General features: G+C 54.1%; 21 protein-coding genes. 10 read left to right on the plus strand and 11 right to left on the minus strand.

The window, feature by feature from the left end:
* Positions 1 to 159 precede the first annotated feature (159 nt).
* Positions 160 to 852, minus strand: coding sequence for an IS6 family transposase (locus tag GCM43_RS23865; protein ID WP_152248397.1), 693 nt, complete (start codon positions 850 to 852; stop codon positions 160 to 162).
* A gap of 165 nt (positions 853 to 1,017) precedes the next feature.
* On the opposite strand from GCM43_RS23865, the gene GCM43_RS23870 reads away from it, so the two are divergent.
* The 3 genes from GCM43_RS23870 (at position 1,018) to GCM43_RS23880 (ending at position 4,240) form a co-directional block, all read left to right on the plus strand.
* Positions 1,018 to 2,088, plus strand: coding sequence for a type IV toxin-antitoxin system AbiEi family antitoxin (locus tag GCM43_RS23870; RefSeq protein ID WP_152248398.1), 1,071 nt, complete (start codon positions 1,018 to 1,020; stop codon positions 2,086 to 2,088).
* A gap of 2 nt (positions 2,089 to 2,090) precedes the next feature.
* Positions 2,091 to 3,020 carry a hypothetical protein gene (locus tag GCM43_RS23875; RefSeq protein WP_152248399.1) on the plus strand — a complete coding sequence of 310 codons (930 nt, stop codon included), beginning with the start codon at positions 2,091 to 2,093 and terminating at the stop codon, positions 3,018 to 3,020.
* 401 nt (positions 3,021 to 3,421) lie between these two features.
* Entirely contained in the window at positions 3,422 to 4,240 is an 819-nt protein-coding gene (locus tag GCM43_RS23880) for an AraC family transcriptional regulator (RefSeq protein ID WP_152248400.1), read from the plus strand.
* Positions 4,241 to 4,259: 19 nt separating this feature from the next.
* Here the strand turns inward: GCM43_RS23880 and GCM43_RS23885 are convergent, their stop codons facing one another.
* Together GCM43_RS23885 and GCM43_RS26535 are read right to left on the minus strand one after the other, a co-directional pair.
* Positions 4,260 to 4,925, minus strand: a complete 666-nt coding sequence (locus GCM43_RS23885) for a substrate-binding periplasmic protein (RefSeq protein ID WP_193315731.1) — start codon at positions 4,923 to 4,925, stop codon at positions 4,260 to 4,262.
* A 140-nt stretch (positions 4,926 to 5,065) separates the two neighbouring features.
* On the minus strand, positions 5,066 to 6,676 hold the full coding sequence (locus GCM43_RS26535; protein ID WP_152248402.1) for a methyl-accepting chemotaxis protein: 1,611 nt from the start codon (positions 6,674 to 6,676) through the stop codon (positions 5,066 to 5,068).
* 489 nt (positions 6,677 to 7,165) lie between these two features.
* On the opposite strand from GCM43_RS26535, the gene GCM43_RS23895 reads away from it, so the two are divergent.
* Together GCM43_RS23895 and GCM43_RS23900 are read left to right on the plus strand one after the other, a co-directional pair.
* The gene (locus GCM43_RS23895) at positions 7,166 to 7,960 is read left to right on the plus strand and encodes an SDR family NAD(P)-dependent oxidoreductase (protein ID WP_152248444.1); all 795 of its coding nucleotides are present in this window, start codon (positions 7,166 to 7,168) and stop codon (positions 7,958 to 7,960) included.
* Between the two features lie 193 nt (positions 7,961 to 8,153).
* A protein-coding gene (locus GCM43_RS23900; RefSeq protein ID WP_413770984.1) for an IS3 family transposase occupies positions 8,154 to 9,316 on the plus strand; the annotation gives its coding sequence in 2 pieces (ribosomal slippage) (positions 8,154 to 8,424 and positions 8,424 to 9,316; 1,164 coding nt in all).
* 3 nt (positions 9,317 to 9,319) lie between these two features.
* On the opposite strand, the gene gorA is transcribed toward GCM43_RS23900, so the two are convergent.
* The 5 genes from gorA to GCM43_RS23925 all read right to left on the minus strand — a co-directional run bounded on the left by gorA (position 9,320) and on the right by GCM43_RS23925 (position 13,347).
* Entirely contained in the window at positions 9,320 to 10,672 is a 1,353-nt protein-coding gene (gene gorA, locus GCM43_RS23905) for a glutathione-disulfide reductase (RefSeq protein ID WP_226929645.1), read from the minus strand.
* A 111-nt stretch (positions 10,673 to 10,783) separates the two neighbouring features.
* A complete protein-coding gene (locus tag GCM43_RS23910) occupies positions 10,784 to 11,482 on the minus strand; it encodes a DsbA family oxidoreductase (RefSeq protein WP_152248405.1) in 699 nt (232 codons plus the stop codon).
* Positions 11,483 to 11,543: 61 nt separating this feature from the next.
* Entirely contained in the window at positions 11,544 to 11,876 is a 333-nt protein-coding gene (locus tag GCM43_RS23915) for a carboxymuconolactone decarboxylase family protein (protein ID WP_152248406.1), read from the minus strand.
* Positions 11,877 to 12,104: 228 nt separating this feature from the next.
* On the minus strand, positions 12,105 to 12,668 hold the full coding sequence (locus GCM43_RS23920; RefSeq protein ID WP_152248407.1) for a TetR/AcrR family transcriptional regulator: 564 nt from the start codon (positions 12,666 to 12,668) through the stop codon (positions 12,105 to 12,107).
* Positions 12,669 to 12,792: 124 nt separating this feature from the next.
* Positions 12,793 to 13,347 carry an OsmC family protein gene (locus GCM43_RS23925; protein WP_152248408.1) on the minus strand — a complete coding sequence of 185 codons (555 nt, stop codon included), beginning with the start codon at positions 13,345 to 13,347 and terminating at the stop codon, positions 12,793 to 12,795.
* A gap of 347 nt (positions 13,348 to 13,694) precedes the next feature.
* Between GCM43_RS23925 and GCM43_RS23930 the strand changes: the two genes are divergently transcribed.
* On the plus strand, positions 13,695 to 14,105 hold the full coding sequence (locus GCM43_RS23930) for a hypothetical protein (protein ID WP_152248409.1): 411 nt from the start codon (positions 13,695 to 13,697) through the stop codon (positions 14,103 to 14,105).
* A gap of 17 nt (positions 14,106 to 14,122) precedes the next feature.
* Entirely contained in the window at positions 14,123 to 14,452 is a 330-nt protein-coding gene (locus tag GCM43_RS23935; protein WP_152248410.1) for a thioredoxin family protein, read from the plus strand.
* A gap of 253 nt (positions 14,453 to 14,705) precedes the next feature.
* On the opposite strand, the gene GCM43_RS23940 is transcribed toward GCM43_RS23935, so the two are convergent.
* Together GCM43_RS23940 and GCM43_RS23945 are read right to left on the minus strand one after the other, a co-directional pair.
* Positions 14,706 to 15,479 (minus strand): SDR family NAD(P)-dependent oxidoreductase, encoded by a 774-nt coding sequence (locus GCM43_RS23940; protein WP_152248411.1) that lies wholly within the window; start codon positions 15,477 to 15,479, stop codon positions 14,706 to 14,708.
* Between the two features lie 76 nt (positions 15,480 to 15,555).
* Complete coding sequence (locus GCM43_RS23945) at positions 15,556 to 16,671, minus strand: alkene reductase (protein ID WP_152248412.1); 1,116 nt, start codon at positions 16,669 to 16,671, stop codon at positions 15,556 to 15,558.
* Positions 16,672 to 17,123: 452 nt separating this feature from the next.
* On the opposite strand from GCM43_RS23945, the gene GCM43_RS23950 reads away from it, so the two are divergent.
* Positions 17,124 to 18,032: a phosphate/phosphite/phosphonate ABC transporter substrate-binding protein gene (locus tag GCM43_RS23950; protein ID WP_152248413.1), complete on the plus strand. Its 909-nt coding sequence runs from the start codon at positions 17,124 to 17,126 to the stop codon at positions 18,030 to 18,032.
* A gap of 239 nt (positions 18,033 to 18,271) precedes the next feature.
* Here GCM43_RS23950 and GCM43_RS23955 read toward each other — a convergent pair whose 3' ends face one another.
* Positions 18,272 to 19,309 carry a DNA-binding protein gene (locus GCM43_RS23955; protein WP_152248414.1) on the minus strand — a complete coding sequence of 346 codons (1,038 nt, stop codon included), beginning with the start codon at positions 19,307 to 19,309 and terminating at the stop codon, positions 18,272 to 18,274.
* A gap of 833 nt (positions 19,310 to 20,142) precedes the next feature.
* On the opposite strand from GCM43_RS23955, the gene GCM43_RS25925 reads away from it, so the two are divergent.
* Together GCM43_RS25925 and GCM43_RS23965 are read left to right on the plus strand one after the other, a co-directional pair.
* Positions 20,143 to 20,577 carry an RRXRR domain-containing protein gene (locus GCM43_RS25925; RefSeq protein WP_193315732.1) on the plus strand — a complete coding sequence of 145 codons (435 nt, stop codon included), beginning with the start codon at positions 20,143 to 20,145 and terminating at the stop codon, positions 20,575 to 20,577.
* 78 nt (positions 20,578 to 20,655) lie between these two features.
* Positions 20,656 to 21,075 (plus strand): hypothetical protein, encoded by a 420-nt coding sequence (locus GCM43_RS23965; protein WP_152248416.1) that lies wholly within the window; start codon positions 20,656 to 20,658, stop codon positions 21,073 to 21,075.
* Positions 21,076 to 21,975 lie beyond the last annotated feature (900 nt).

The raw sequence follows: 21,975 nt of genomic DNA on the forward strand, positions 1-21,975 counted from the left end.
CACAGAGCACAGGTCCGCAGCCCGCTTAAGTAGAAGATCCATAGAATACCCAACACAACGTCTATCCCACACTATAGACAGAGAAAGGAGGCATTAGAGTCGGTTGTGTCGCGTTGTTGATCAAACGGCGGAATTTCCCTGGAAGGGACATTGTCCCGATCACTGCGGACGGACCTTGCCCGCCAGCGCATAAAATTGGTCGGCAAACGACATCGCATCGGCTCCGCTGATTGCGAACTGCCCCTTGCGGATCATGTGCATGAGCTCGACGCCGACGAGCACGCATTGGGCGGCGCGGAACGATTTGAAGTTGAGCATCGGCCTGGTCACCCGCTTGATGGCGCGATGGTCCTGTTCGACGATGTTGTTGAGGTATTTGACTTGGTGCACCAGGATCTGCACGTCGCGGCCAGCGTTGATCGCATCGATCGCCGCCTTGTTGGCGCCGCTCTTGTCCATCGCGACCTTGTCCGGATCGCCGTTCGCTCTTATGGCCTTGTCGAAGAAGCGCTTCGCCGCAGCCATATCGCGTTTGGCTGTGAGCAGGAAGTCGACGGTCTTTCCATCCTTATCGACGGCGCGGTACAGGTATTTCCAGGCGCCTTTGACCTTAATGTAGGTCTCATCCATGCGCCAGCTGCCACCGACTGGGCGCTTGTGTTTCCGGGCCATCTTCTCGACCAAGGGCAGGAAACGAATCGCCCACCGATTGATCGACGAATGGTCGACCGACACGCCGCGCTCTTCCATCATCTCTTCCAGGTGTCGGTAGCTCAGCGGGTAAGCTACATACCAGCGGATGCAGACGAAGATCACGTCGATCGGAAAGCGCATCCCTTTGATGTTGAGCATGTCGATTCGTCCAGCGTCCAAACACCGTAGTTTACCTGATCGACCCGCCGGCGAGCGCTAATGCGACAGAACCGTATTTGCTTGCACTAATTTATCTGCGCAGCTAAACTATGATTAATACCTAAAGCAAATTAAAGAATAATTATGTATCTGCACGGATAAACCATGTCGATAAAAGAGAAAAACCTTGTAGAATCGCTCACGCAGGCCTTGAACAGCGTCGATATCGAGGTTGAACAAACCATGTTCGACCTCGAACATGACGGCAGGCGACTGGATTGCCTCATGCATATCGTCTCGCCACGCGGTCGCCGACGAATTGCCATAGAACTGCTGCGCCAAGCATATCCGAGAGATGTGCGCGAGGCCGCATGGCGCCTCCAGGGCTTCATGAAGGCGAACGACAATGCCAGCGATATCATCCTGATGGTCGCTGCCGAGCACCTCAGCGAAGGCGCGAAGGACGATTTACGGCACCATCGGATGGCGTATTTTGAGGCCAGCGGGACGTTCTATCTAAGGCACCAGGAATGGCTGATCGACATTCAGCGTCCTTCCAAGCCTGCTTCTCGTCGTGGCACACTGGCGTTATTCACCGATGCACGCGAGCAGGTGATCCTCACCTTGCTTGTGGAGCATCGCAACTTTAGGAGCGGGTTAGAATTTGCCGAGATGTCCACAACCTCTACCTACACTGTGTCCACCGTGCTGGCCGAACTGGAGCGCAGGGAATGGATCGAAAGCGAGGGTCGCGGCCGAACACTACGCCGCAGGCTGTCCAGGCCGGGCGAGTTGCTCGACGCTTGGGCGGCGGCCTGGAAACAGCGCAAAGACACCAAAACGAAATGGCACTGCTACGCATCCAACCCAGCCACTCTACTTGACCAGTTGGCTGGAAAAATCGGTACCGTTGCGCTTGAAGGCAGTGTCTTTACCGGTGCTGCGGCTGCCAACCGCGTCGTGCCGCATCTGACCCGCACCGATACCATTGAGATCATTATTCCTCCCGGCGAGGCCGGATACTATGAGGCCGCGTTCAGGATGAAATCGGTGGACAAGGGCGCCAACGTCACGCTCATCGAGCGTGCCGGTGTCAGCACGATGTTTGCAAGCAAAGATCCATCGTCCAACGCATTGCTGGCCAATCCTTTTATCCTGTATCTTGACTTGCTCGATGGCAAGGGCAGAAACAAGGAGCTCGCCGAACAACTTCGACTTCAAAAACTGGGAATATAAGGATGGCCACAGCGGAAAAACCAAAAACAGCCGACGGTTACGACAGCGCACAGACGCTGGCGTGCGAGCGGGTTCTGGTCACCTTGTTGTCGGCGTTCGGCACCATGAAAGATTCCATCCGACTGGTCGGTGGCCTGGTGCCACGTTACCTGACACCGGAGATGCCACCAGACGTGCCGGCACATGCGGGCACGACGGACGTCGATATTGTCTTCAATCTGCAGGTGATCGCCGAAGGCGATGGCTATGCGTCGTTGGGCGAGCAGTTGAAACAGCGTGGCTTTCACCGTTATCGCAAGCCCGGCGGTACTGGACCGAGCAGCTGGCAGTGGGAGCACAGGATCTCGGCGCATGAAAGTGTCGTGGTCGAGTTCCTGCATGACGCCGCTGACCGTTCCCAGGAAGGCCGGCTCACGCCGATCGAGGGGGAAAAAGTGTCGGCGCTCGGCATTCGTCATGCGGGCGTGGTACATGATTGGTACTGCGAACGCAGGGTCACGGCCGAATTGTTCGACGGGGCAGGCATGTCGACCGAATTGGTTCGCTACGCCGATGTGACGTCCTTCCTCATCTTGAAGGCCATCGCATTCGACCAGCGCGCCGAGAACAAGGACGCCGGTGACCTGGTACACGTGATGCGCTACGTCGGCACGCCGGAGCAGGTCGGCGACGAGATCGTCAAGCGCTACCGTTCAGGCGCACACGACCAGGCCATCCTGGACGCCTTGGATGCTCTGCAAAACCGTTTTTGCGATGGCGACGGCGTGGAAGGGTATCTGCGCAACGGGCCGATTGCGGCGGCGCGCTTCAAGTTGGGCTTGGATGACGAGGACGATGAAGAGCGCGTGCGCGAGCAGCTGGACGTTGCCGGCTTGGTGATGGCGGTCGTCAGTCATGTGCAGAGCCAGCTGCACGGTGCGGGAGTAGAGTAGACAAGCCGAAAATCAGGAGACAATGCCGGTGTCGGTGCTGTCGACAAATTCTCGACATCACCAACACCGGTCATGCTTGCCTTGGCGCGGCCGCACCGCTGGAGCGATTGACGTTACCCTGCGACGATTTTGCCCAGCAGGCTCAAACCCAGGGTCACATTATCGCTGGACAGAGCGAAATGAAAGGCAAAATTTAGTTTATTGATCAGCAATATGTCGATGTTTGTAGTGAACTACGGGCGCAGGATTGGACATTGCCTTTGGCTGTACCAATTGGCATCCGCGCTATGCGCTCCATTCGCGTATGCAAATGATCCAGACAGAACTGCCACACCAGTATACACTGATATATCAGAAGGATTTTCTTCCCAATAAACTCATTTTAAATTGACCTGACGCGGATGATTGCGAAAAATACACCATTTCCATATGGTGATTTCTTAGATGATTTTTATCTCCATAAAACAAAAATAAACGCGTTTCATTCGCAAGACAAGCTGCCCTCCTACCTTGATGCCAGGTCGCACAGTCATGTTCGGGCTGAACTTTTGTATTGTGCAAAAGGACTCATTAACGTTCAAGTCGGGAAGTGTCTTTGGGTGGTGCCTGAAAACTGCGCTGTCTGGATCCCGTCTCGCATAGCCCATAGGAGCTTCGGGAGCGGCTTCGTCGAGTATTGCGCAATATTTGTCGATATCAAGCAAGCGGCCAGCTTGCCGCATGAGGCGTTCGTGATCGAACCGACGGTGCTATTGCGGGAGCTCATACTCAAGTCGGTTTCATTAAAACAGTCGTATGAGAAAAATAGCGCGGAGTGCCGTTTTTTCAGCGTGCTGTTCGATGAAATTGGCCATGCCCAACGGCTGAACCTGATCGTTCCCATGCCGACTGATCCGCGCTTGCAGCTGTTGGTGGAGCAATTGATCGCCAATCCTGCTGACAAGACCAGTCATGGTGAGTGGGCTGCACGATTGGCGCTCAGCGAACGAAATTTTAGCCGCATCATCATGCAGCAGCTTGGCATGACACTGGGGCGCTGGCGCCATCAATTGCATATTACGATCGCCATTCCGCGCATCCGAAGTGGGGAAACGATACAGAAAGTTGCGCATGATCTGGGCTATGAGAATGCAAGCAGCTTCATCAGTATGTTCAAGAGCATCATGCACAATCCGCCGAATCGATTCGTCACCATCACACGCAACAGGAAACATCCCTGAGCTGGTCAGCCCTCCGATGCTATTGCTTGTATTTTTTTTGCAGCCGGTTCAGGGTTCCATCATTGTTCATGTCCGTCATTGCCTGCCTGAACTTTGCAATCATGTCATATGGCACCTTGTTTTTGTTGAACATGATGTAGCTGTCGTAGCTGCCAACTGGCGGGCCGATCATTTTGACGTCAGCCGATGCGTTGAGCCCCTTTAAAATGGTCAAGCCGACCAGACGGCTGCAAAGTACCGCATCCATCCTACCGGCCAGTAATTTTCTGAAATTCATCTCGTGCGAACTCGACGGCTCGAGCTTCTTGTACCCGCCATCAAGGGAAAACTTTTTCAGATCGATACCGTACGAGGCGCCGTGCAGTACCCCGATCGAATAGCCAGCCAGTTGTCTTGGGTTACCTGAAAATTGAATTGCTGAATTGGCACGTACAAAAATCTGGATATCCTGCTTGAGCAGTGGGAGCAGCGCAAAGTCATATCGACTTTCGCGTTCAGGTGTTTTTCTCATCGGGAATAACGCATCGATTCTGCCACTCTCCAGATTGGCCAGAGAACGCTTGAAAGGCAGAAATTCGATGGCGATCGGCTGGCCCATCCTGCCAAATGCATGCTCGATCAATTCCACGGCCAGTCCCGTTGGTTGCCGGCTTGCATGCTCTTCAACGTAAGGCGGATAGTTCAATGTCGCGATCCTTAATTCGAGTTGCCTGACCGCCTTCGTGGGGTGGCATGTCATGGCCGCGAACAACAGGAAAAGATACGATAATCTTGCTCGCATGGGGGAGCTCCGGCTAAACAATATTCGGCAGGTATCTTTCATTGTCAGTTCTTGAGTTGTAGCGCCGGCTTATGCTGCGTCACTACGGGTGTTCGGGCTGTCGCGTGCTTGACCTCGTCATGCGTCTTGAACACGCTCATCAGTTGAGCCAGTTCGGTTGCCTGCTCTTGCATCGCCGCTGAGGCCGCCGCCGCTTCCTCTACCAAAGCTGCATTTTGTTGTGTGACCTGGTCCATTTCCGTCACCGCCTGGTTGATTTGCTCAATGCCAGCACTTTGCTCAGCGCTGGCCTCGGAGATTTGGCGGATGGTTTCGGTTACGCCTGCGACACTTTTGATGATCTCTTCCATCGTGCCGCCAGTCTGCTGCACCAGCGCCGATCCCATATCTACCTTGTGCACTGAATCATCAATTAACAGCTTGATCTCTTTGGCCGCACTGGCCGAACGCTGCGCAAGGTTGCGTACTTCAGACGCAACCACGGCAAAACCACGTCCCTGCTCGCCGGCACGCGCCGCTTCCACTGCGGCATTGAGCGCCAGGATGTTGGTCTGAAAGGCGATGCCATCAATCACGGAGATGATGTCGACGATTCTCCTCGACGATGCATTGATGCCGGCCATGGTGCCGATCACGTCGCTGACCATAGTGCCGCCTTTCTCTGCAATAGCCGAAGCTTCTTTCGCCAGTGAACTGGCATGGCGTGCGTGATCGACGTTTTGTTTGACCGTGGCTGTCAGTTCTTCCATTGAAGAAGCGGTTTCCTCAAGCGAGCTCGCCTGCTGTTCCGTGCGGGCTGACAGATCCAGGTTGCCCGCAGCAATTTGTGCGGAAGCGGCGGCAATATTTTCAGTTCCTTTGAGCACCTTCGACACAATACTCAATAGATTGCTGTTCATGCTTTGCAGCGCCTGCATCAATGATCCCATTTCATCCTTGCGATCTACTTGTACCAGGCTTCTGAGGTCGCCGTCCGCGACAGTTTGCGCAAGCTGCACGGCCGATGCAATTGGGATGGTGATGGAGCGGGTGGCGAAATAGGCGGATGCTATTCCAACCAATAGGGCCAGCGTGCCCATCACGATAAGAAAAATGCGAGTATTTGCGTAGGAACTCAACACATTCGATGCCACGAGTTTTGCCGCATCTGACTGGATAATGGCAAGTTGCCGGATACTGGCGAGGTAAGTGGCTGATGCGGGAAGGACTTGTTCATGAAAGATGGCGTTGCCGGCTGTGCTATCGTTATCGGCTTTCGCTTTCAGCATCTGGCTGCGTGCCTCGACGTAGCGGCTGCGTTGCTGTTTGACTTTGTTGAATTCCGCGATGACGAGAGGGTTGCGTAGCGATCCTTCGATCTCCTGCTGCAGTGCCAAAGACCGCGCAGCATCGGTATTGATCTCGTCCAACAGCAGTTTACTCTCGGCCGCATCGGTGCTTTTCCACATGGCGGCCGAGCGCAACACATTGAGCTCGATGATCTTGGACCATTCGGCTACCATGCTGACATTCTTGTAGCTGACATTGACCAGATGGCTGGTAGCGCCACCCGCTATTTCCATTTTGACGATGGCAACCGACGTCAAAATGACTAACAGCATTAAAACCAAGGCAAACCCCAAGCCCAGGCGTACGCCAATTTTTAAATTTTTCATGCAATGACTCCGGTGTCGTGAGAGAGAATGATGTGCTATCGATACCGTATAGAGGATATCGGCCAGTGCAGTCGATTTTCTGGCGGTCCCGTCGCCAATGTACGTCCCGGATAGGTCTAGAGCTAGCGTGAGCAAGCACGATGGCGCGCTCACAAAGACGGCTAGAAACGTCCGGGCATTTTTTTTTGCAATCATATTTACTTGGCAGAAATAATGTTGTGTTGATCCGCCAAGAAATTACGTGAAACGGCCAATCACGTTAAATGCTATTTCGATCACAAGAAGATAGCCTCGCTTCGATTCAGGCAGCACCACTCCGCCAAAACTGTTTTCGCTGCTCTCACAACATGAATTCGTCGCGAACCTGTCACCCAGTATTTTGGGTGAAGAGCGCGGTTAAAGTAATTCTTGACACAACAAAATTGCTTGCCTAAAATGTCTACCTACTAGTTGGTAATTTTTTGATTAAACTGAAAAAGGAACGTGATGATGGATACCAAAAGCTTTGATGGCCGCAAACTCCTGGTCGTTGGCGGGACCAGCGGCATCGGTCTGGAAGTGGCCACGATGGTTGCACAGGAAGGTGGCGCAGTGGTAGTCGTGGGAAATCGCGTGGAAAAGGCAGAGGTCGCGCGTCAGCAATTGGTGGCCATTGCTGGCGAAGGTAAGGCATTCGCACTGACTACTGACCTATCGGATTTTGCCAGCGTACGTACATTAATCGACAGGTTGAAAAGCGAGCATAGTGACATCGATTTGCTGGTCAATTCCGCTGGTATTTTTTATCCTAAAGGGTTCCTTGAGCACTCGCTCGAAGATTATGATAGTTTTCTGAATCTGAATCGGGCGCTCTTTTTTATTACCCAGCAGGTGGCCAGCTCGTTGGTGGCGCAGAAGAAGTCGGGCTCCATTGTCAACGTGACAGCTGTTGCAGCTCGCCAAGCGATTGAGACGGTGCTGGCCTCGGCTTATTCGATGGCGAAAATCGGACTTGATTCCATGACGCGGCATGTGTCCGCCGAACTGGCAAAATTCGGCATTCGCATCAATTCAGTTGCCCCAGGCATGGTGGAAACCCGGATTTTCGAACGCTTCATTCCTGGTGATCAGCTCGATAGCGCATTGAAGGATTTCAACGATTTCCATCCGCTCGGTCGTAATGGTACGCCGCGTGATGTTGCCGAGAGCATCGTGTTTTTGCTTTCGGACAGGGCCTCCTGGGTGACTGGTGCAGTATGGGATGTTGATGGCGGTGTGATGGCATCCCGCAAATTGGGCAAATAAGCAGCAAATCGTCGCACGCATCAATTGCAAGAATGTAAGGATGGGTTTGCCTATTGCGCACCTGGCTAGTTCAGGCCAGCCTCTAGTGCTGCTGGACCAACCCATCGCTCGATCGTATTCAGGTGGCAGTGTAGTGGTTTAATGTACCCGGACACTGATTTAGGCGAGAATGCTCGCCATGGAGAGGTGTTTGATGAGCAAGCAAAGACGTACATTTTCCCCTGAGTTCAAGCAGCAGGCAGCATGCTTGGTATTGGATCAGGGATACAGCCACGTGGAGGCCAGCCGGTCGATCGGCGTCGGAGAATCGCTAATGCGCCGCTGGGTTCAGCAGCTTCAATTGGAGCGACAAGGCGTCACGCCACAGGGCAAGGCGATCACGCCGGATCAGCAGCGAATACAGGAACTAGAGGCGCGCATTGAACGTCTTGAGCGGGAGAAATCCATTTTAAAAAAGGCTGCCGCGCTCTTGATGTCGGAAGGGATAGAACGTACGAGGTAATCGATCAGATTTGTGGTGACGAATCAATCGAGTTGATTTGCGCGGTGTTCGATGTCGCGCGGTCATGCCTGTATGCACATCGGGAGCGCGTGCGACACATTGATGTTGAGCGCGTGGCATTACGTAGCCGCGTCCACGAGCTGTTCGTTGAGAGCCGAAGTTCAGCGGGGAGCCGCAGCATCATGGACATGATGCGCGAGGAAGGCACGGCCATTGGCCGCTTCAAAGTTAGTCGTCTGATGGCGGAGTTGGGGCTGGTCTGCAAGCAACCTGGCAAGCACGCCTACAAGCAGGCCACGGTGGAGCGTGTCGACATTCCAAATCATCTCAACCGAGAGTTCACGGTTGGGGCGCCAAATCACGTCTGGTGCGGCGACATCACCTATGTTTGGGCGCAGGGGCAATGGTATTACTTGGCCGTGGTGTTGGATCTGTTCGCTCGCCGAGCGGTGGGCTGGGCATTCTCGCTACGGCCCGACGCCGACCTTGTTGTGCAAGCGCTGGAAATGGCTTTCGAGCAGCGTGGTCGACCGCAGGCACTGCTGTTCCATTCGGATCAGGGTAGTCAGTACGCCAGCCGAAAATTCCGTCAGCGATTGTGGCGCTACCGGATACAGCAGAGTATTAGCCGTCGGGGAAATTGTTGGGATAACTCACCTATGGAACGACTGTTCCGCAGCTTCAAAACGGAATGGCTGCCGTCAACAGGTTACATGACGGCACAAGAAGCACCACGGGACATCAGCCATTACCTGATGCACAGGTATAACTGGATACGGCCGCATCAGTTCAACCAGGGACTGGCACCGGCCGTCGTCGAAGAAAAACTTAATATAGTGTCCGGGATGGGTTGACCACTACAATCTCATCGTAACGAACTCTTCAGCAGCTGTAGGATGGATAGCAACTGTATTGTCGAAGTCGCGTTTGGTCGCCCCCATCTTCAAAGCCACCGCAAAGCCTTGCAGGATTTCGTCCATGCCAATACCAATACCGTGTATGCCAACGATCTTTTCTTCAGGCCCTACACAAACGAGCTTCATGCGTGATGGCTGAGCATGATGGGTCGGTGCCGTATACATGGAAGTAAAAGCTGATTGATATACCTTCACCGCGCTGTGGCCATACTGCTCGCGGGCGGCGGGCTCTGTAAGCCCGACCGTGCCAATGGGTGGGTGACTAAATATGACGGTCGGTACATTGCTGTAATCGAGATGCTCGTCAGGTTTGTTGTTGAACAGGCGTTCGGAAAGACGACGACCTGCCGCCACCGCCAAAGGTGTCAGCTCGACCTGGCCCGTGTTATCACCTACCGCATAAATGCCTGCCACTGCGGTATTCTGGAACTTGTCGACAACGATGTAACCTCGCGCATCGGCTTTGAGGCCAGCTTGGTAGAGCTCCAAATTTTCGGTAGCAGGTTTGCGGCCAATTGCCCAGATAAGGCAATCCACGGTTTGGGTATGACCGTCCTCCAGGATAAGGGTCACACTGCCATCTGCGTTTTTTATCACCGACTCAGGTACGGCATTCGTGTGCAGCGTCAGACCGTCAACACGCATCACATCTACCAGTGTATCGACGATGAGCGGATCCAGCCAGCGCAGGGGTGCATGGTGGCGTACAAACAGGTGCGTTTCAGAGCCCAGTGCATGGAGAAGCCCTGCAATTTCAACAGCGATATAGCCTGCCCCTACCACTGCGACGCGCTGTGGTAGGGCATCCAAGGCAAAGAAGCCATCGGAATCGATACCGTGTTCTGCACCAGGGACTGCAGGCCGATTTGGATAGCCGCCGGTTGCGATCAGAATGTGATTTGCAGTTATTTTTTCACCGTTAACTTCGACAGTGCGTGCATCAACAAACCTGGCGTAACCCTGGATCACGTCTACCTTATTTTTGTCGAGCACACTGTGATAAGAGGCGCGGATACGCTCGATATAAGCCGTGCGATTGGCGACCAGCCGGCGCCAATTGAAATGGTCGACGCTCACCTCAAAGCCATAATCAGGACCATAGTGATGGAGCGCTGTGGCAATTTGCGCTGCATACCACATCACCTTCTTGGGAACGCACCCAACATTGACGCAAGTGCCACCGATGTCCTTCGCCTCAATCACGGCGCATTTCATGCCATGCATGGCGGCACGATTGACCGATGCAATCCCGCCGCTTCCGCCACCTATAGCAATATAGTCGTAATGTTTCATGATTTGCTTCCGCTAAATAAAATGTTGAGCTCTAGAGCAGCTCTGGCCAGCAACCTGCTCGCATTTGATGGCTGGATTGACGTGAAGGCCCTTGCGAAAAGTCGACCTGCGTTAAATCGTGCAACCATCCAGGCCACAGACCTGCCCGGTAGGAGCTGCGAGCTGCAGTTCCGATTGGGCGTACATCTTTTCCAAGGCCTGCTTGAACACCTTTTGCGGCTGCGCGCCAGAAATTTGAACACCATTACCAAAGACGAACAGCGGTACTCCTGAAGCCAAGGCTGACGCAGTACGCTCATCTTGCTGTACCTGATCACGTAGTTCCGGTGTCGTCCAGGCGCGTTGCACGACGTCGGCAGGCACGCCAGCTTGTGCTGCGAGCGAAGCCAGTGACGCTCGATCAAATAATGATTTACCGTAAGACGTGCTTTGTTCGTAAAGTACCTCAATCAAGCGTTTTTGTAAGGCCTCATCGTCGACTGCCTTGACGAGCATGTGAGCATCCATGGTGTCACCAAACATCATCGTGTCGAACTGGTAGTCCAGTCCTTCATCAGCGCCATGCGACTTCACGGCGTAAACCATTCCTTCTGCTGCAGTCGGATTGCGAAACTTCTTCAGCAAGGCTGACTTGATCGGTTCAGGCGGATAGTTCGGGGCAAGGCGATAGGCGTGGAGATTGACTTGCACTGCCGCTTGATGTTCGAAATCGGCCAGCGCTTTCTCAAAACGGCGCTTGGCTATCCAGCACCAAGGACAAACGAAATCTGACCAGATGTCGACGACCAGGGTTTTTTTATTGCTGTTCATAGATTCACCTTAAATGTAGAACCTGGCCTATACAGGGACCAGGCTACTAAAACGAAAAGTATTACGCTTTATCGAAAGCATCGAGCACATGGGTGCTGTAGACAACTGCGGCGCCCGCATTGAGATTGATCGCAACACCGAGGGCTTCACCGATCTCTTCCGCGGTCACGCCGAGTTTCTTGGCGGCAGCGGCATGGAAGGCGATACAGCCATCGCAGCGTGTGGTAACGGCTACCGCCAGAGCGATCAGTTCGCGCGTTTTCGCATCGAGACGATTGGTTTTGTCGCCGGCTGCGGCCAGGGCAGCAATGCCTTTCATGGTTTCTGGTGTCAATGCATTGAGCTGCATCGCACGAGTATTGATGTCTTGGCGGGCTTGTTTCCAGTCTTCCATAATGTCCTCAGTTAGCGCTATGCGCTGATTAGTTATCTGGGCAAATCCCAGGATTCAATAACTCTACCATCTAGTAGATAGGTAGTCAAGGTGTGTTTTTGTTTGTCAAACTACGGTTTAAAATTTAAGGCTGGTCGATACCGATGACCGGCTAGCTAATAGTCAGCTCGGGTAATGCCACGGCGCAATGCGCCGTGGCAAAAGATGATGGATATTGCCCCAGAATAATTAGAGCAATGTATTGAGGATGTGAGTAAATGCTGCCAATGGATCAGATGAAGGGCCCAAGGCCCAGTCAATAAAGCTCGCACCTTCAAGTGCGCCTAGCAACATCAATGCACAGTCCTTGGCAGGTTTAGCCAGTGTTTTTCCATGTACTTGTGCTGCCTGAAGCAAGTTTTTCTCCATCCAGGACAGCTGCGTCACGATCAATTGTCTTCCTAACTCTTGCAAGGACGCGGGTAGAGCAGCCATTTCAGCGGCAAGTGCTCCGCACAGCGGAAGCAGGCGATCATTGGCACTGGCCAGAAACAGTCCAGCGAACTCGCGCAGGCGTTCAACTGGATTGACCTGCGTTGCATCGATGGTTTGCAATTTCTCGCTAAACAAATCGATATATTGCGTAATCAATGCGATGCCGAGGTTTTCCTTGGTCGGGAAATGATGGTGAATACTAGCTTTGCGGATGCCGATTTCTTCCGATAGGTCGGCATAACTGAAGGCTGCGTAGCCTTTCGACCGCAGCTGGATTTCCGCGCTCTTCAAGAGGGCATCCCGGGTGCTGACTGACATGACAAACTCCTAAACCAATGACCATGGTTCAGCTTGTGCTGTAGCTGGTCGAAAGGTACTGATATTGCGGCGACCGACATGGTCGGCTGCCGCAGGATTAACATCGAAACTGCAAGGTGGGCAATTATGCCTCAAGAATCTCCAGCTTGGGCACCATGCGGATGGCCTTGGAGAAATTAGCCAGGTTGACCGAAGTCTTGGTTACTGCCTGGTGCAGCTCTTCGACGCGCTCGCGCGAAGCGTCGGTATGCAGCCGCACCACGTAGCTTACCTCGTCGTAGCCAGGATTGACGGTTTCGTCCAACCCCAAAAAGCCGCGCAGATCCAGCTTGCCATCCGTTTCGATTTCCAGGCTGTGCACGGTGATGCCCATGGCGGCCGCATTGGCGGCGTATCCGACTGACAGGCACGCGTTGAGCGCAGCCATCAGCAATTCCTGTGGATTCGGCGCCGTGTTTTGACCCAGCAATTGTTCTGGTTCATCGGAGGCGATCTCAAAATGCCGCGCATGCTTCTCACCGCCCAGCTCATAGTGGCTGACGGTCGCCACACTGCGGGTCTGATGTTGCCACTTGGTTTTGACATTGAAGCGTGCTTCACCTTTGTCCGGATTGGCTGCCACGCATTGAGCGAACTGTTGCAGGCCGTCTACATTAATACCATTGAGCATATTGGTCATGATGGATCCTTTTGATTCGGCGGGTGTAGCCGATATAGTGAAAGAACCATTAGTCTACCAACTAAAAGGTAGGTTTGCAAGAAAACTCTTCAATTATGTATTTTTGTGGTTTGCCAGATTGAAATTTAAGTGACGTTAACCTGCTCATCTAGTGGTGGGTAAAGTGCATTCCTATTGACGCTGACATACACTAGCATTGCCATCGCTTGACATGCTACCTACTAGAAGGTAGAATTTTTCCCATGCAATAGTAGAACTTGCGCAACCTTGCGACACCACTTGGCGAGAACTTCATAAGCCACACAAAATTGTAGTCTAGGTGTCGTCTCACGACGGGAAATACCTTCATGATTTGCCATAATCAAACGCTCATTGTCGATATCTGGTCTGACGTCGACAGTCCAGGATTCTTGCAAGCAAAATGCTATTTTGATCAAGCCTTGGCTGACTTTTCCGATAGACACAGGGTGCAAGTGAACCTACACGGCACTCATTGTTTGGTCGAAGAAGAGCGAAAAATTCCTTGTGGAGAGACATTTTTGTCGAAAAGTGTATCGAATGGATCCCACGAAGATCAATGTGGATCGGCTATCCCGATTTGTTCGCCTCACTTTATCTTCAATCAACATTTTTATGTTTCTGGCGTGCAGCCGGTGCAACGCTATGTCAATGCACTTGAAGGCATGCTCATCTTGTCCAAAGCTGCAAGCATGGAGGCGAGCGGAACCCAATGCCCTTTGGGGCATGGTCTGGTGTAGCGAAAAGGAGGTATAGAATGGGTAATTTTGTCGACTTGTCCGCAGAGGCATTTTCAAACTTTATACGGGAAGGTGACACGATCGTGCTATTTTCCGCATCGTGGTGTCGGCCGTGCAATGAAATGAAACCAGTGTTTCAGACTCTCGCGAACGAACTGACCGATAGGGCACGCTTTGGCGTGATCGACAGCGCTGTCTCACCCACTGTTGCCGTCACAATGGGTGTGCGTTCCGTTCCATCGATCGTACTGTTTCGAGATGGGCGTTTGCGTTTGATGCTGAGTGGTCAGCGCACCCTTGCAGCAGTGAAACAGGCCATTGTGGAAGAGTTGCAAGAGCCATCATGACTATCAGCTTGCCGCTGAACTCAGTTATCAAACGCTTGCGAAAGCACCGGGCAGATCTGCTCAGTTTGTCAGATGGCAGTACTCGAAACTGCTCGCTGAGTTGTGAGCAGAGTATTGATGGTGCGCCGACCTATGTTGCAAGGGCCTAAAAATATGAAATCACAGCGAGTTAGATATTTGCAACCAGCTTACCCGCTGCTTGGTGCCTCCTAGCAGTCGGCTGCAAGGGGGCGCCGTCGTGCACCTGGTGCGTTTAATTGCGTCCTGCAGTAACGCCGCCATCGACCGGCAAGATTGCGCCGGTAATCCATGACGCTGCGTCGGAGGCCAAAAATAACATGGCTTCAGCGACATCACGCGGCTGGCCGTTGCGGCCTAGTGGGTGGAAGCTGTCAAAGCCCGGCAATGCAGCTTTGACTTGATCGGCGTCCATGAAGGTGCCGAAGATCGGTGTTTCCACTACGGCTGGCGCGACGGTATTGATACGAATGTTCGAGCTTGCTAGCTCGATGGCAAGATTGCGCGTCAACGCGTGTACGCCCGCATTCGCCGCCGAGTAGGCCGCAGATGGCGTGGCGCCAATCGCCTGCGTGGCCCACATTGAACCCGTTTGGACGATGACGCCACCACCACGTTTCAACATTGCCCGGGCGGCGGCCTGCGCCATGAAAAACTTGCCTTTCAGGATAATATCCAGAAAGCCGTCGTACTCAGCTGGCGATACCTCAAGAAACGGTTTGGGTTGAAACACGCCGGCGTTGTTGATCAGGATGTCGACGCCACCAAATGCGTCTTCGGCCGTATCCACCAGATCCTGGGCTGCCGAGGGCAGACTGATGTCGCCGGCATGGAAACGAACGCGCTGATGGCTGGGATCAATTTCGTTGGCCGCTTGCGCCAGTTTGGCAGCATCTCGGCCGCCGATGACCACCGAGGCGCCAGCAGCGACCAGGCGCTTTGCTACTTCTTTACCGATACCGGAACTGCCGCCAGTCACGATGGCAACTTTTTTGGTAAATGCATGCATGTTGATACTCCAAGAAGATGTGGGAGGTACTGGATAAATGGGCAGACCGCGCTGGTGCGTGGTCTGCCTCTGTTTTTTAGCGCTCTGACGCTGCGTTATAGGTCGGGTAATCGGTATAGCCCTGGGATAAGGCACCGCTGACACCGTAGTAGGTCGAGCGATCGCTGTCGGCCAGTGGCCAACCGTTCTGCATGCGCTCCACCAGGTCCGGGTTGGAGATGAAAGGCATGCCGAAGGCGATAAGGTCGAGGTCGCCTTTTTCCAATTCGCTGCTTGCCAGTTCCTGCGTGAAACCACCGGCGCCGATCAGGGTACCCTGATAATCTTGGCGGAATTTGGCGCCAAAACCTGCAGGAACTTCTGCTGCGGTAATGGTTGGCTGATAGTTCAGGTGCACATAGGACAGCTTCCTGGTATTGAGTGCTTCGGCCATGCTGCTCCAAACTTGCGCTTCGTCAGCGTAGGCACGCATGTCGTACAAACGGCCAAACGGCGAGAAGCGCACGCCAATTTTGCTGCTACCAATGGCGGCGGCAATGGCATCTATCGTTTCGAGCAAGAATCGCTGGCGATTGGCGATGCTGCCGCCGTATTGGTCGGTGCGCGTATTGACGGCGCTGCTCAGGAACTGGTCGAACAGGAATCCATTCGCCGCCATGATCTCGATACCATCGAAGCCCGCTTCAATGGCAACTTTCGCGGCGTGAACAAAGTCAGCGGTCACGCGTGCAATCTCGTCGACCGTCAGCGCGCGTGGCACGCTAGGGAGCACGGGGCCAGCTTTGCCAGGTTCGATCCAGGCGTACACTGTGGTGTTCTCGGCAGCAACGGTGCTGGGCCCCACCGGCGCTGCATTGCCCGGCTGAATCGAGACATGCGACATGCGGCCCACATGCCACAACTGGGCAAAAATCTTGCCGCCTTTGGCATGCACAGCATCTGTGACCGCGCGCCAGCCTTCTCCCTGTACCTCGCTGTAGATGCCTGGGGTGTACAGATAGCCACGGCCTTCATCGGAAACCGGCAAGCCTTCAGTAATGAGCAAGCCAGCTGACGCACGTTGAGCGTAATAGAGTGCGGTGAGTTCATCAGGATTGTTCTGGAGCGTGCGGGTACGGGTCATCGGCGCCATTACGACGCGATTGGCTAAAGAAATACCGGACAGGTCAAAAGGAGTAAAAAGTTGATTCATGAAATGCCTCGCAAAGGTTCTGGAGCGCCGTGGCGCGGAATATTTGACTGGGTAAATACCAAGCTCAAAACAAGTCTACCATTTAGTAGGTAGATAAATCAAGCATAATTTTCTTGTGAAAGAAAATTTTGGTCGCACAAAGTGCTCTGTCGCCGTATTGCTCAAACGAAAAGTCCTTTACGCCATCAAGGATGAGGCTGAGCGGGAGCGTGCGTCGACGGGCAAGGCACCACGAATCAAGCCGACGCGCAAATCGCTGCTAGAGCACCTGGCGCGCGAGGAATGCGCGTATCAATCGGGGCCGAGACTTGCCTGGCGTGCGGGGGCGAACCACCCGCTGCCGCCGTTTTTTGCAATAGTTTTACCTAGGCCAAGTAAAAAAATCGACGCGTGTGGCATGATGGCGCCGCTTATCCGTATCACGCATATTTTTCAGGAACCCCCCACGCCCCATGATCCCAAGGCAATTGCGCCAGATACTGGCGCTGCCGAGCAAGCAGCGCAGCGTCTTGCCAGCGCTGCTGCTCTGCTGCGGCATGGCCAGCGCGCAGCAGCAGGAAGTCACGCTGGCCGTATTTGCTTACCAGGGTGAACGAACGGCGCTGGCAGATTGGACGGACTTGGCCAGCTATCTGGGCCGGACCGTCACCGGCTACCGCTTTCGCCTGAAAACCTACGACGCGCCCGGCTTGCGGCGCGCAGTAGCCACCGGCGAAGCCGATCTTGTCATCACCAACCCTGGTTACTACATTGCGCTTGAAACGGAGGCTGGCTTGAGCCGCATCGCCACTCTGTCCTCGCCAGCGATGCCGGCGATTGCCTCAGTGATCTTAACGCGGGCCGATCGCATCGACTTGAGCGAGCTGTCGGATCTGGCCGGCAAGCGCTTGGCGGCCGCGTCGCCGGATGCTTTTGCCGGCTACCTAGTGGCAGCGCGCGAGCTGCGCGACGCGGGCGTCGATACGGAAACCGACTTGGGTGAGCTGCGCTTTGTCGGTCTGCCAATGTTCAGGACAATCGAGGCCATCATGGAGGGCGAAGTTGACGCCGGCATCGTAAAAGCCTGTATGGCCGAGCAGATGATCAGCCAGGGCCTGCTACAAGCGGCGGAGTTGAAAGCGGTGGGGCCGCACCAGAACGAGGGTTTTCCCTGCATGGCTTCCACGCGTTTATATCCTGACTGGCCGATCGCGGTGGCGCGCCATGTCGATCCGGTTCTGGCTAAGGCCGTCGCGCTCGCGCTGCTGGCCATGCCCGAAGGAGAGGGGCGCATCAGCTGGACGGTGGCGGCCGACTATCAGCCCGTGCACGAACTAGAGGGTCGGCCGGGATTGCGGTTTTTTTCGCGAAAAGCTAACTAAGCTATTGATTACATGGAAAGAAATGTGAATTGCATACTCACGGCAGGAATACTGGCTGCAAAGAAGATTTCATGTCCCACGATTATCGCTGTACCGGCCCGCATCTACCTAATGCCGGCCGGGATTCCTGTAAAAATTCCCAAAATTTGATCTAAGCTTTTGTTTTTAAAGAGTTTAATTCTGATTTTTGTTGCAATATCTGTTCATTTAGATTGGCGGTCGGCTGTCCAGACCAGTCTCTACCTCTGTTTTGAGGCGGGTGGTCGGTCCAGTGACTGCAGATAACCCCGCAACTCCTCACTGAAGCCTTGGCTCGCTTCGGCTCTAGCGTTAGCTTGGGCCAAGGACAATTCGAGTTCACGTAATCGGGTTTTCAGTCCCCCCATTTCCTTTCCCAATGCTGCCACCTGCCCCAGCAATACATCATTTTCAGTCACTTTGGCGGCAAGTTGTCGTTCCAGGTCTCCGGCATGTAGCTGCCCCGCATGAAGCTGCTCGATCTTTTGATCTTGCCGACGGCCGAGCGCTTGTTGCTCGTAAAGCGCCTGTTTGGCATGTGACAGCTCGGCAACCAATTTAGCGCCTTCCTGGTTCAATCGAGTCGCCTCTTCCTGTTTGAGTACCACCGCTTGTTGCTGTTGCCGTAGCTCGGCTTGCAGTTGCTGTGTCTGCTGTTCATGGCGCCGCTGATCCTGATCGCGCTGTTCCTTGACTGACTGACGATAATGCTCCAGGGAGTCGCGCGCATGGGCATGCTTTTCCTCCAGCGACCGCCGGTGCGCCTCATTTTCGGCCAGGCGCTCTTGCAAATCGGCCACCTGCTGCTGCGCTGTGTGGCGCAAGATGGTCTCATTTTGCAAACTGGAACGAGTTTGAGTATGCGTCCGTATTTCCTCGATGCCGTCATCTCTGGCCTGGCGCAATTGCTGTTGTAGCGCCGCCAGTTCTTTCTCATAGTTGCCCACGGCCGCGGCATGGTCGCGCTCCCGTTCGACGCTCCGGGACTCGATAGCCGAGGTCCGTTCGTCGGCTTCTTCATGCAGTCGCGCGGCCAGCCGCACCACAATATCATGCAAGGCATCGCTGATCGGCGCCTTGCGCCCGTCACCAGAGCCTTCTTCTGTCTCCAGTTCTTTCAGATATTTATGGATGGTGGTCTTGGACCCCGTGTTGCCTAAGGCAACTCGGACAGCGTCGACCGAAGGGTAGCGCCCTTGGGCCAGCAACGCATCGCGCGCTTTTTTGATATCCGATTGATACAGTCCGGCACGGGCCATAACCTCTCCACGAAATAAGATGATGGATTACATACCATGTAATTACATACCATTTTTCGAGAAATTCAAGCTAAAATTTTCCTTGAAATTGAAGCAGGATAATGTATTCTTATCCTGTGCCAGGCCATGTTTTGTGCAGTTTTGACCAGTGCACCTGTACATTTAGCCTGAACGCCAGACAAACGCGACACCGCTCCTTTTGCCAACGACTGTTGGCGCCGACCTAAAATTGACCCCCAGAAGTGCATCTTACAATTGCCGAAGACAACGATCTTATTTTTTCTCAACTACCACACCCAGATGGGTGTAGCTTGAAAGGCGAATACCCCGAGAATTCAGGTTCTCCCGAGACAGTACCTGAGGGCGAAAGCCCTCAGGTACTTCGTTGCAAGTGTGTGCAAGACCGAGGCCGGGATGCTTCATCCAGTTCCGGCCGATACCGGCTTGCAACATTCTCGAGGAGAGCGAGGCAGTGAATCTGCTGCCTCCGCTGGAAGGCAGGTAAGTGCAAACTGTTACGGATTTCATGGCGACGCCACAAAGGAATCAACGTGGTTGTAGTGGTTATGTATAAGCGGTAGCAGCCCTTGATGCCGTGTACACCGAAGCGAGAAGAGAGCCTCATTGCCTGCTGCAGTACGCGGATCCATAGCTGTTTCCGTTCTATATCCGGTTCGTCGAGCGTCTTCAAGAAACAGGCGTCTTGCAGCCCCTGCAGTTGTCGTTCGACTTCGGTAGCAAAACCACCGGCCTGGCGCTCTGCCGTATCGAAGACACTGTCGACGCCAGCGGCGTGGCCGAACCGTGTATTTCCTGTTCGAGCTGGTACAGCAGTGTTACTGCCATCCGTGATGCCCTGCTCGGCCCGTGCAGCCGCGCGGCGTTGGCGCCGGCACAATCTTCGCTATCGCACACAGCAGTTCAACAACCGCAGCAGACCGACGGACTGGCAGCAGCCATCCATCGATATGACCATGGCATGCGTTTCCCGGCTAAGCCGCATGGCAACGGTCGCGCACCTGGCTCAGGAATTGGTGTGCATCGACATGCAACTGCTGCAGAATCCGGACATCAGTGGTGTCGGCTATCCGCAGGGTATGCTTGCCGACTACGAAGTGCACGAGTACCTGCACGGAAAATTTGGGCACACCTTTACTTATTGTGATACCACCGTCGTCCCGCTGCAGATGGAACACATTCATGCGCGCCGCCGGCGCCTCGAACCTTGTGAGCAACCTGACACTAGCGTGCAGACTCTGCTCCGGTAACAAGGCTGCGCAGAACATCCGGGACGTCCTGGCGAATGCATGCGGCGAGGCTGACATGCATCCTGCACCAGGGTGAGAATGCCGCTGCACGATGCGGCCGCCGACATGCCACGCGAGCGCTGCTGGCGACACTTAAAAGACCGCTCTTTCGATTCAGACGGGAACCGGCGGGCGCACGAAGTGAAACTGCAGCCGGGTCGGCCTGGTCAAGACGCATGCGCTGGACGCTGCCTGTGTGGGCACGGCATGCACGGGACAATCCTGCGCGTCACCTGCACCGGGCCGTGTTCGCACTGCAAGACCCTGCGTCACCGGTTTGGTTTCCAGCGCGCCTGCCTGAGGCGCAAGAAGACCGCATTGGGTTTTCGCACTGGCGACATGGTAATGGCGATGGTGCCGTCCGACAAGGGCCAGGGCGTGCACAAAGGCCACATCCCCATCTGTATGGCGGGCAATTTCAACACTCAGTCGGGCCTTGCTGGTGCTGCGACTTTGTAAGGCATCAAGCATAAACATTCCCGACTGCTGCAGCTTGCCGACGGTGACGGTTCTGTGTGGCAAACGACACTTCCCCCACAACCGGTGACAGAGGCTGCGACCGTTCAGCTATCCGTTCCTTCAATATTACTCAGTAATATTGTCTAACTCATTGATTTTATTCGGGTTCCCAAAGAAATTGTGCAGTAGATCATCAGAAAAGTGGGAGCGGCCAGATAGCGGCTACTGTTGAGGAACCAGCCTCTCCTGAACTGCAGCATCGGGACAGCGGTAGGTGACATCGAGTTATCCGATCATAAGTGTCGCTGTGTGGGTATGGACCTTTTATACAATCAATCTCTGGTAATGCAAGCGATCTCGCGATGTGACTTTGATCGGTTGCACTCTTAACCTCGCCTTTCAGGGCGGGGTTAAGAGTGCTGACGGCGAAGCTGTCTGGCTTGGCATGCCTAGTTCTTGGTCTGCGGCTGCTCGATGTGCTGCTGGATAACGGCGGCAAAGTGTGAGGGCGACTATAGTGCGCCGTCCGAGTGCTTCTTGCGGATAGGAAGACTCAGACGTCATTCCTTTGCGTCGATTGCGGGTACCCAAATTAATTGGGCACGATCAATGTTTTAGAGTGGCGACAGCGCTTGTTAGCCTATGGAGAGATGGTGCAATCAGGTCACTCGCGGAGGCAGGGGACCAGCGATGCAACCCGAAAGTCATTGCGCAGCGCTGTAGGAATCCCCTTCCTTTAGGCGGATATCAACGTTCAAAGGCACACTTCCATGTAACAAACAATGACGAGGCATGCTTCCTCAATAAGACGCTGACGGCCATTCAATACTGCCATTCGGGGTAGTCCCGTGATCCATGGCCTAACTCCACTTGTAATCTCTGATCTGGCTTATTGCAATC

Origin of the sequence: Janthinobacterium aquaticum (assembly GCF_009208565.1) — a bacterium.
In the GTDB taxonomy this organism is placed as follows: domain Bacteria; phylum Pseudomonadota; class Gammaproteobacteria; order Burkholderiales; family Burkholderiaceae_D; genus Janthinobacterium.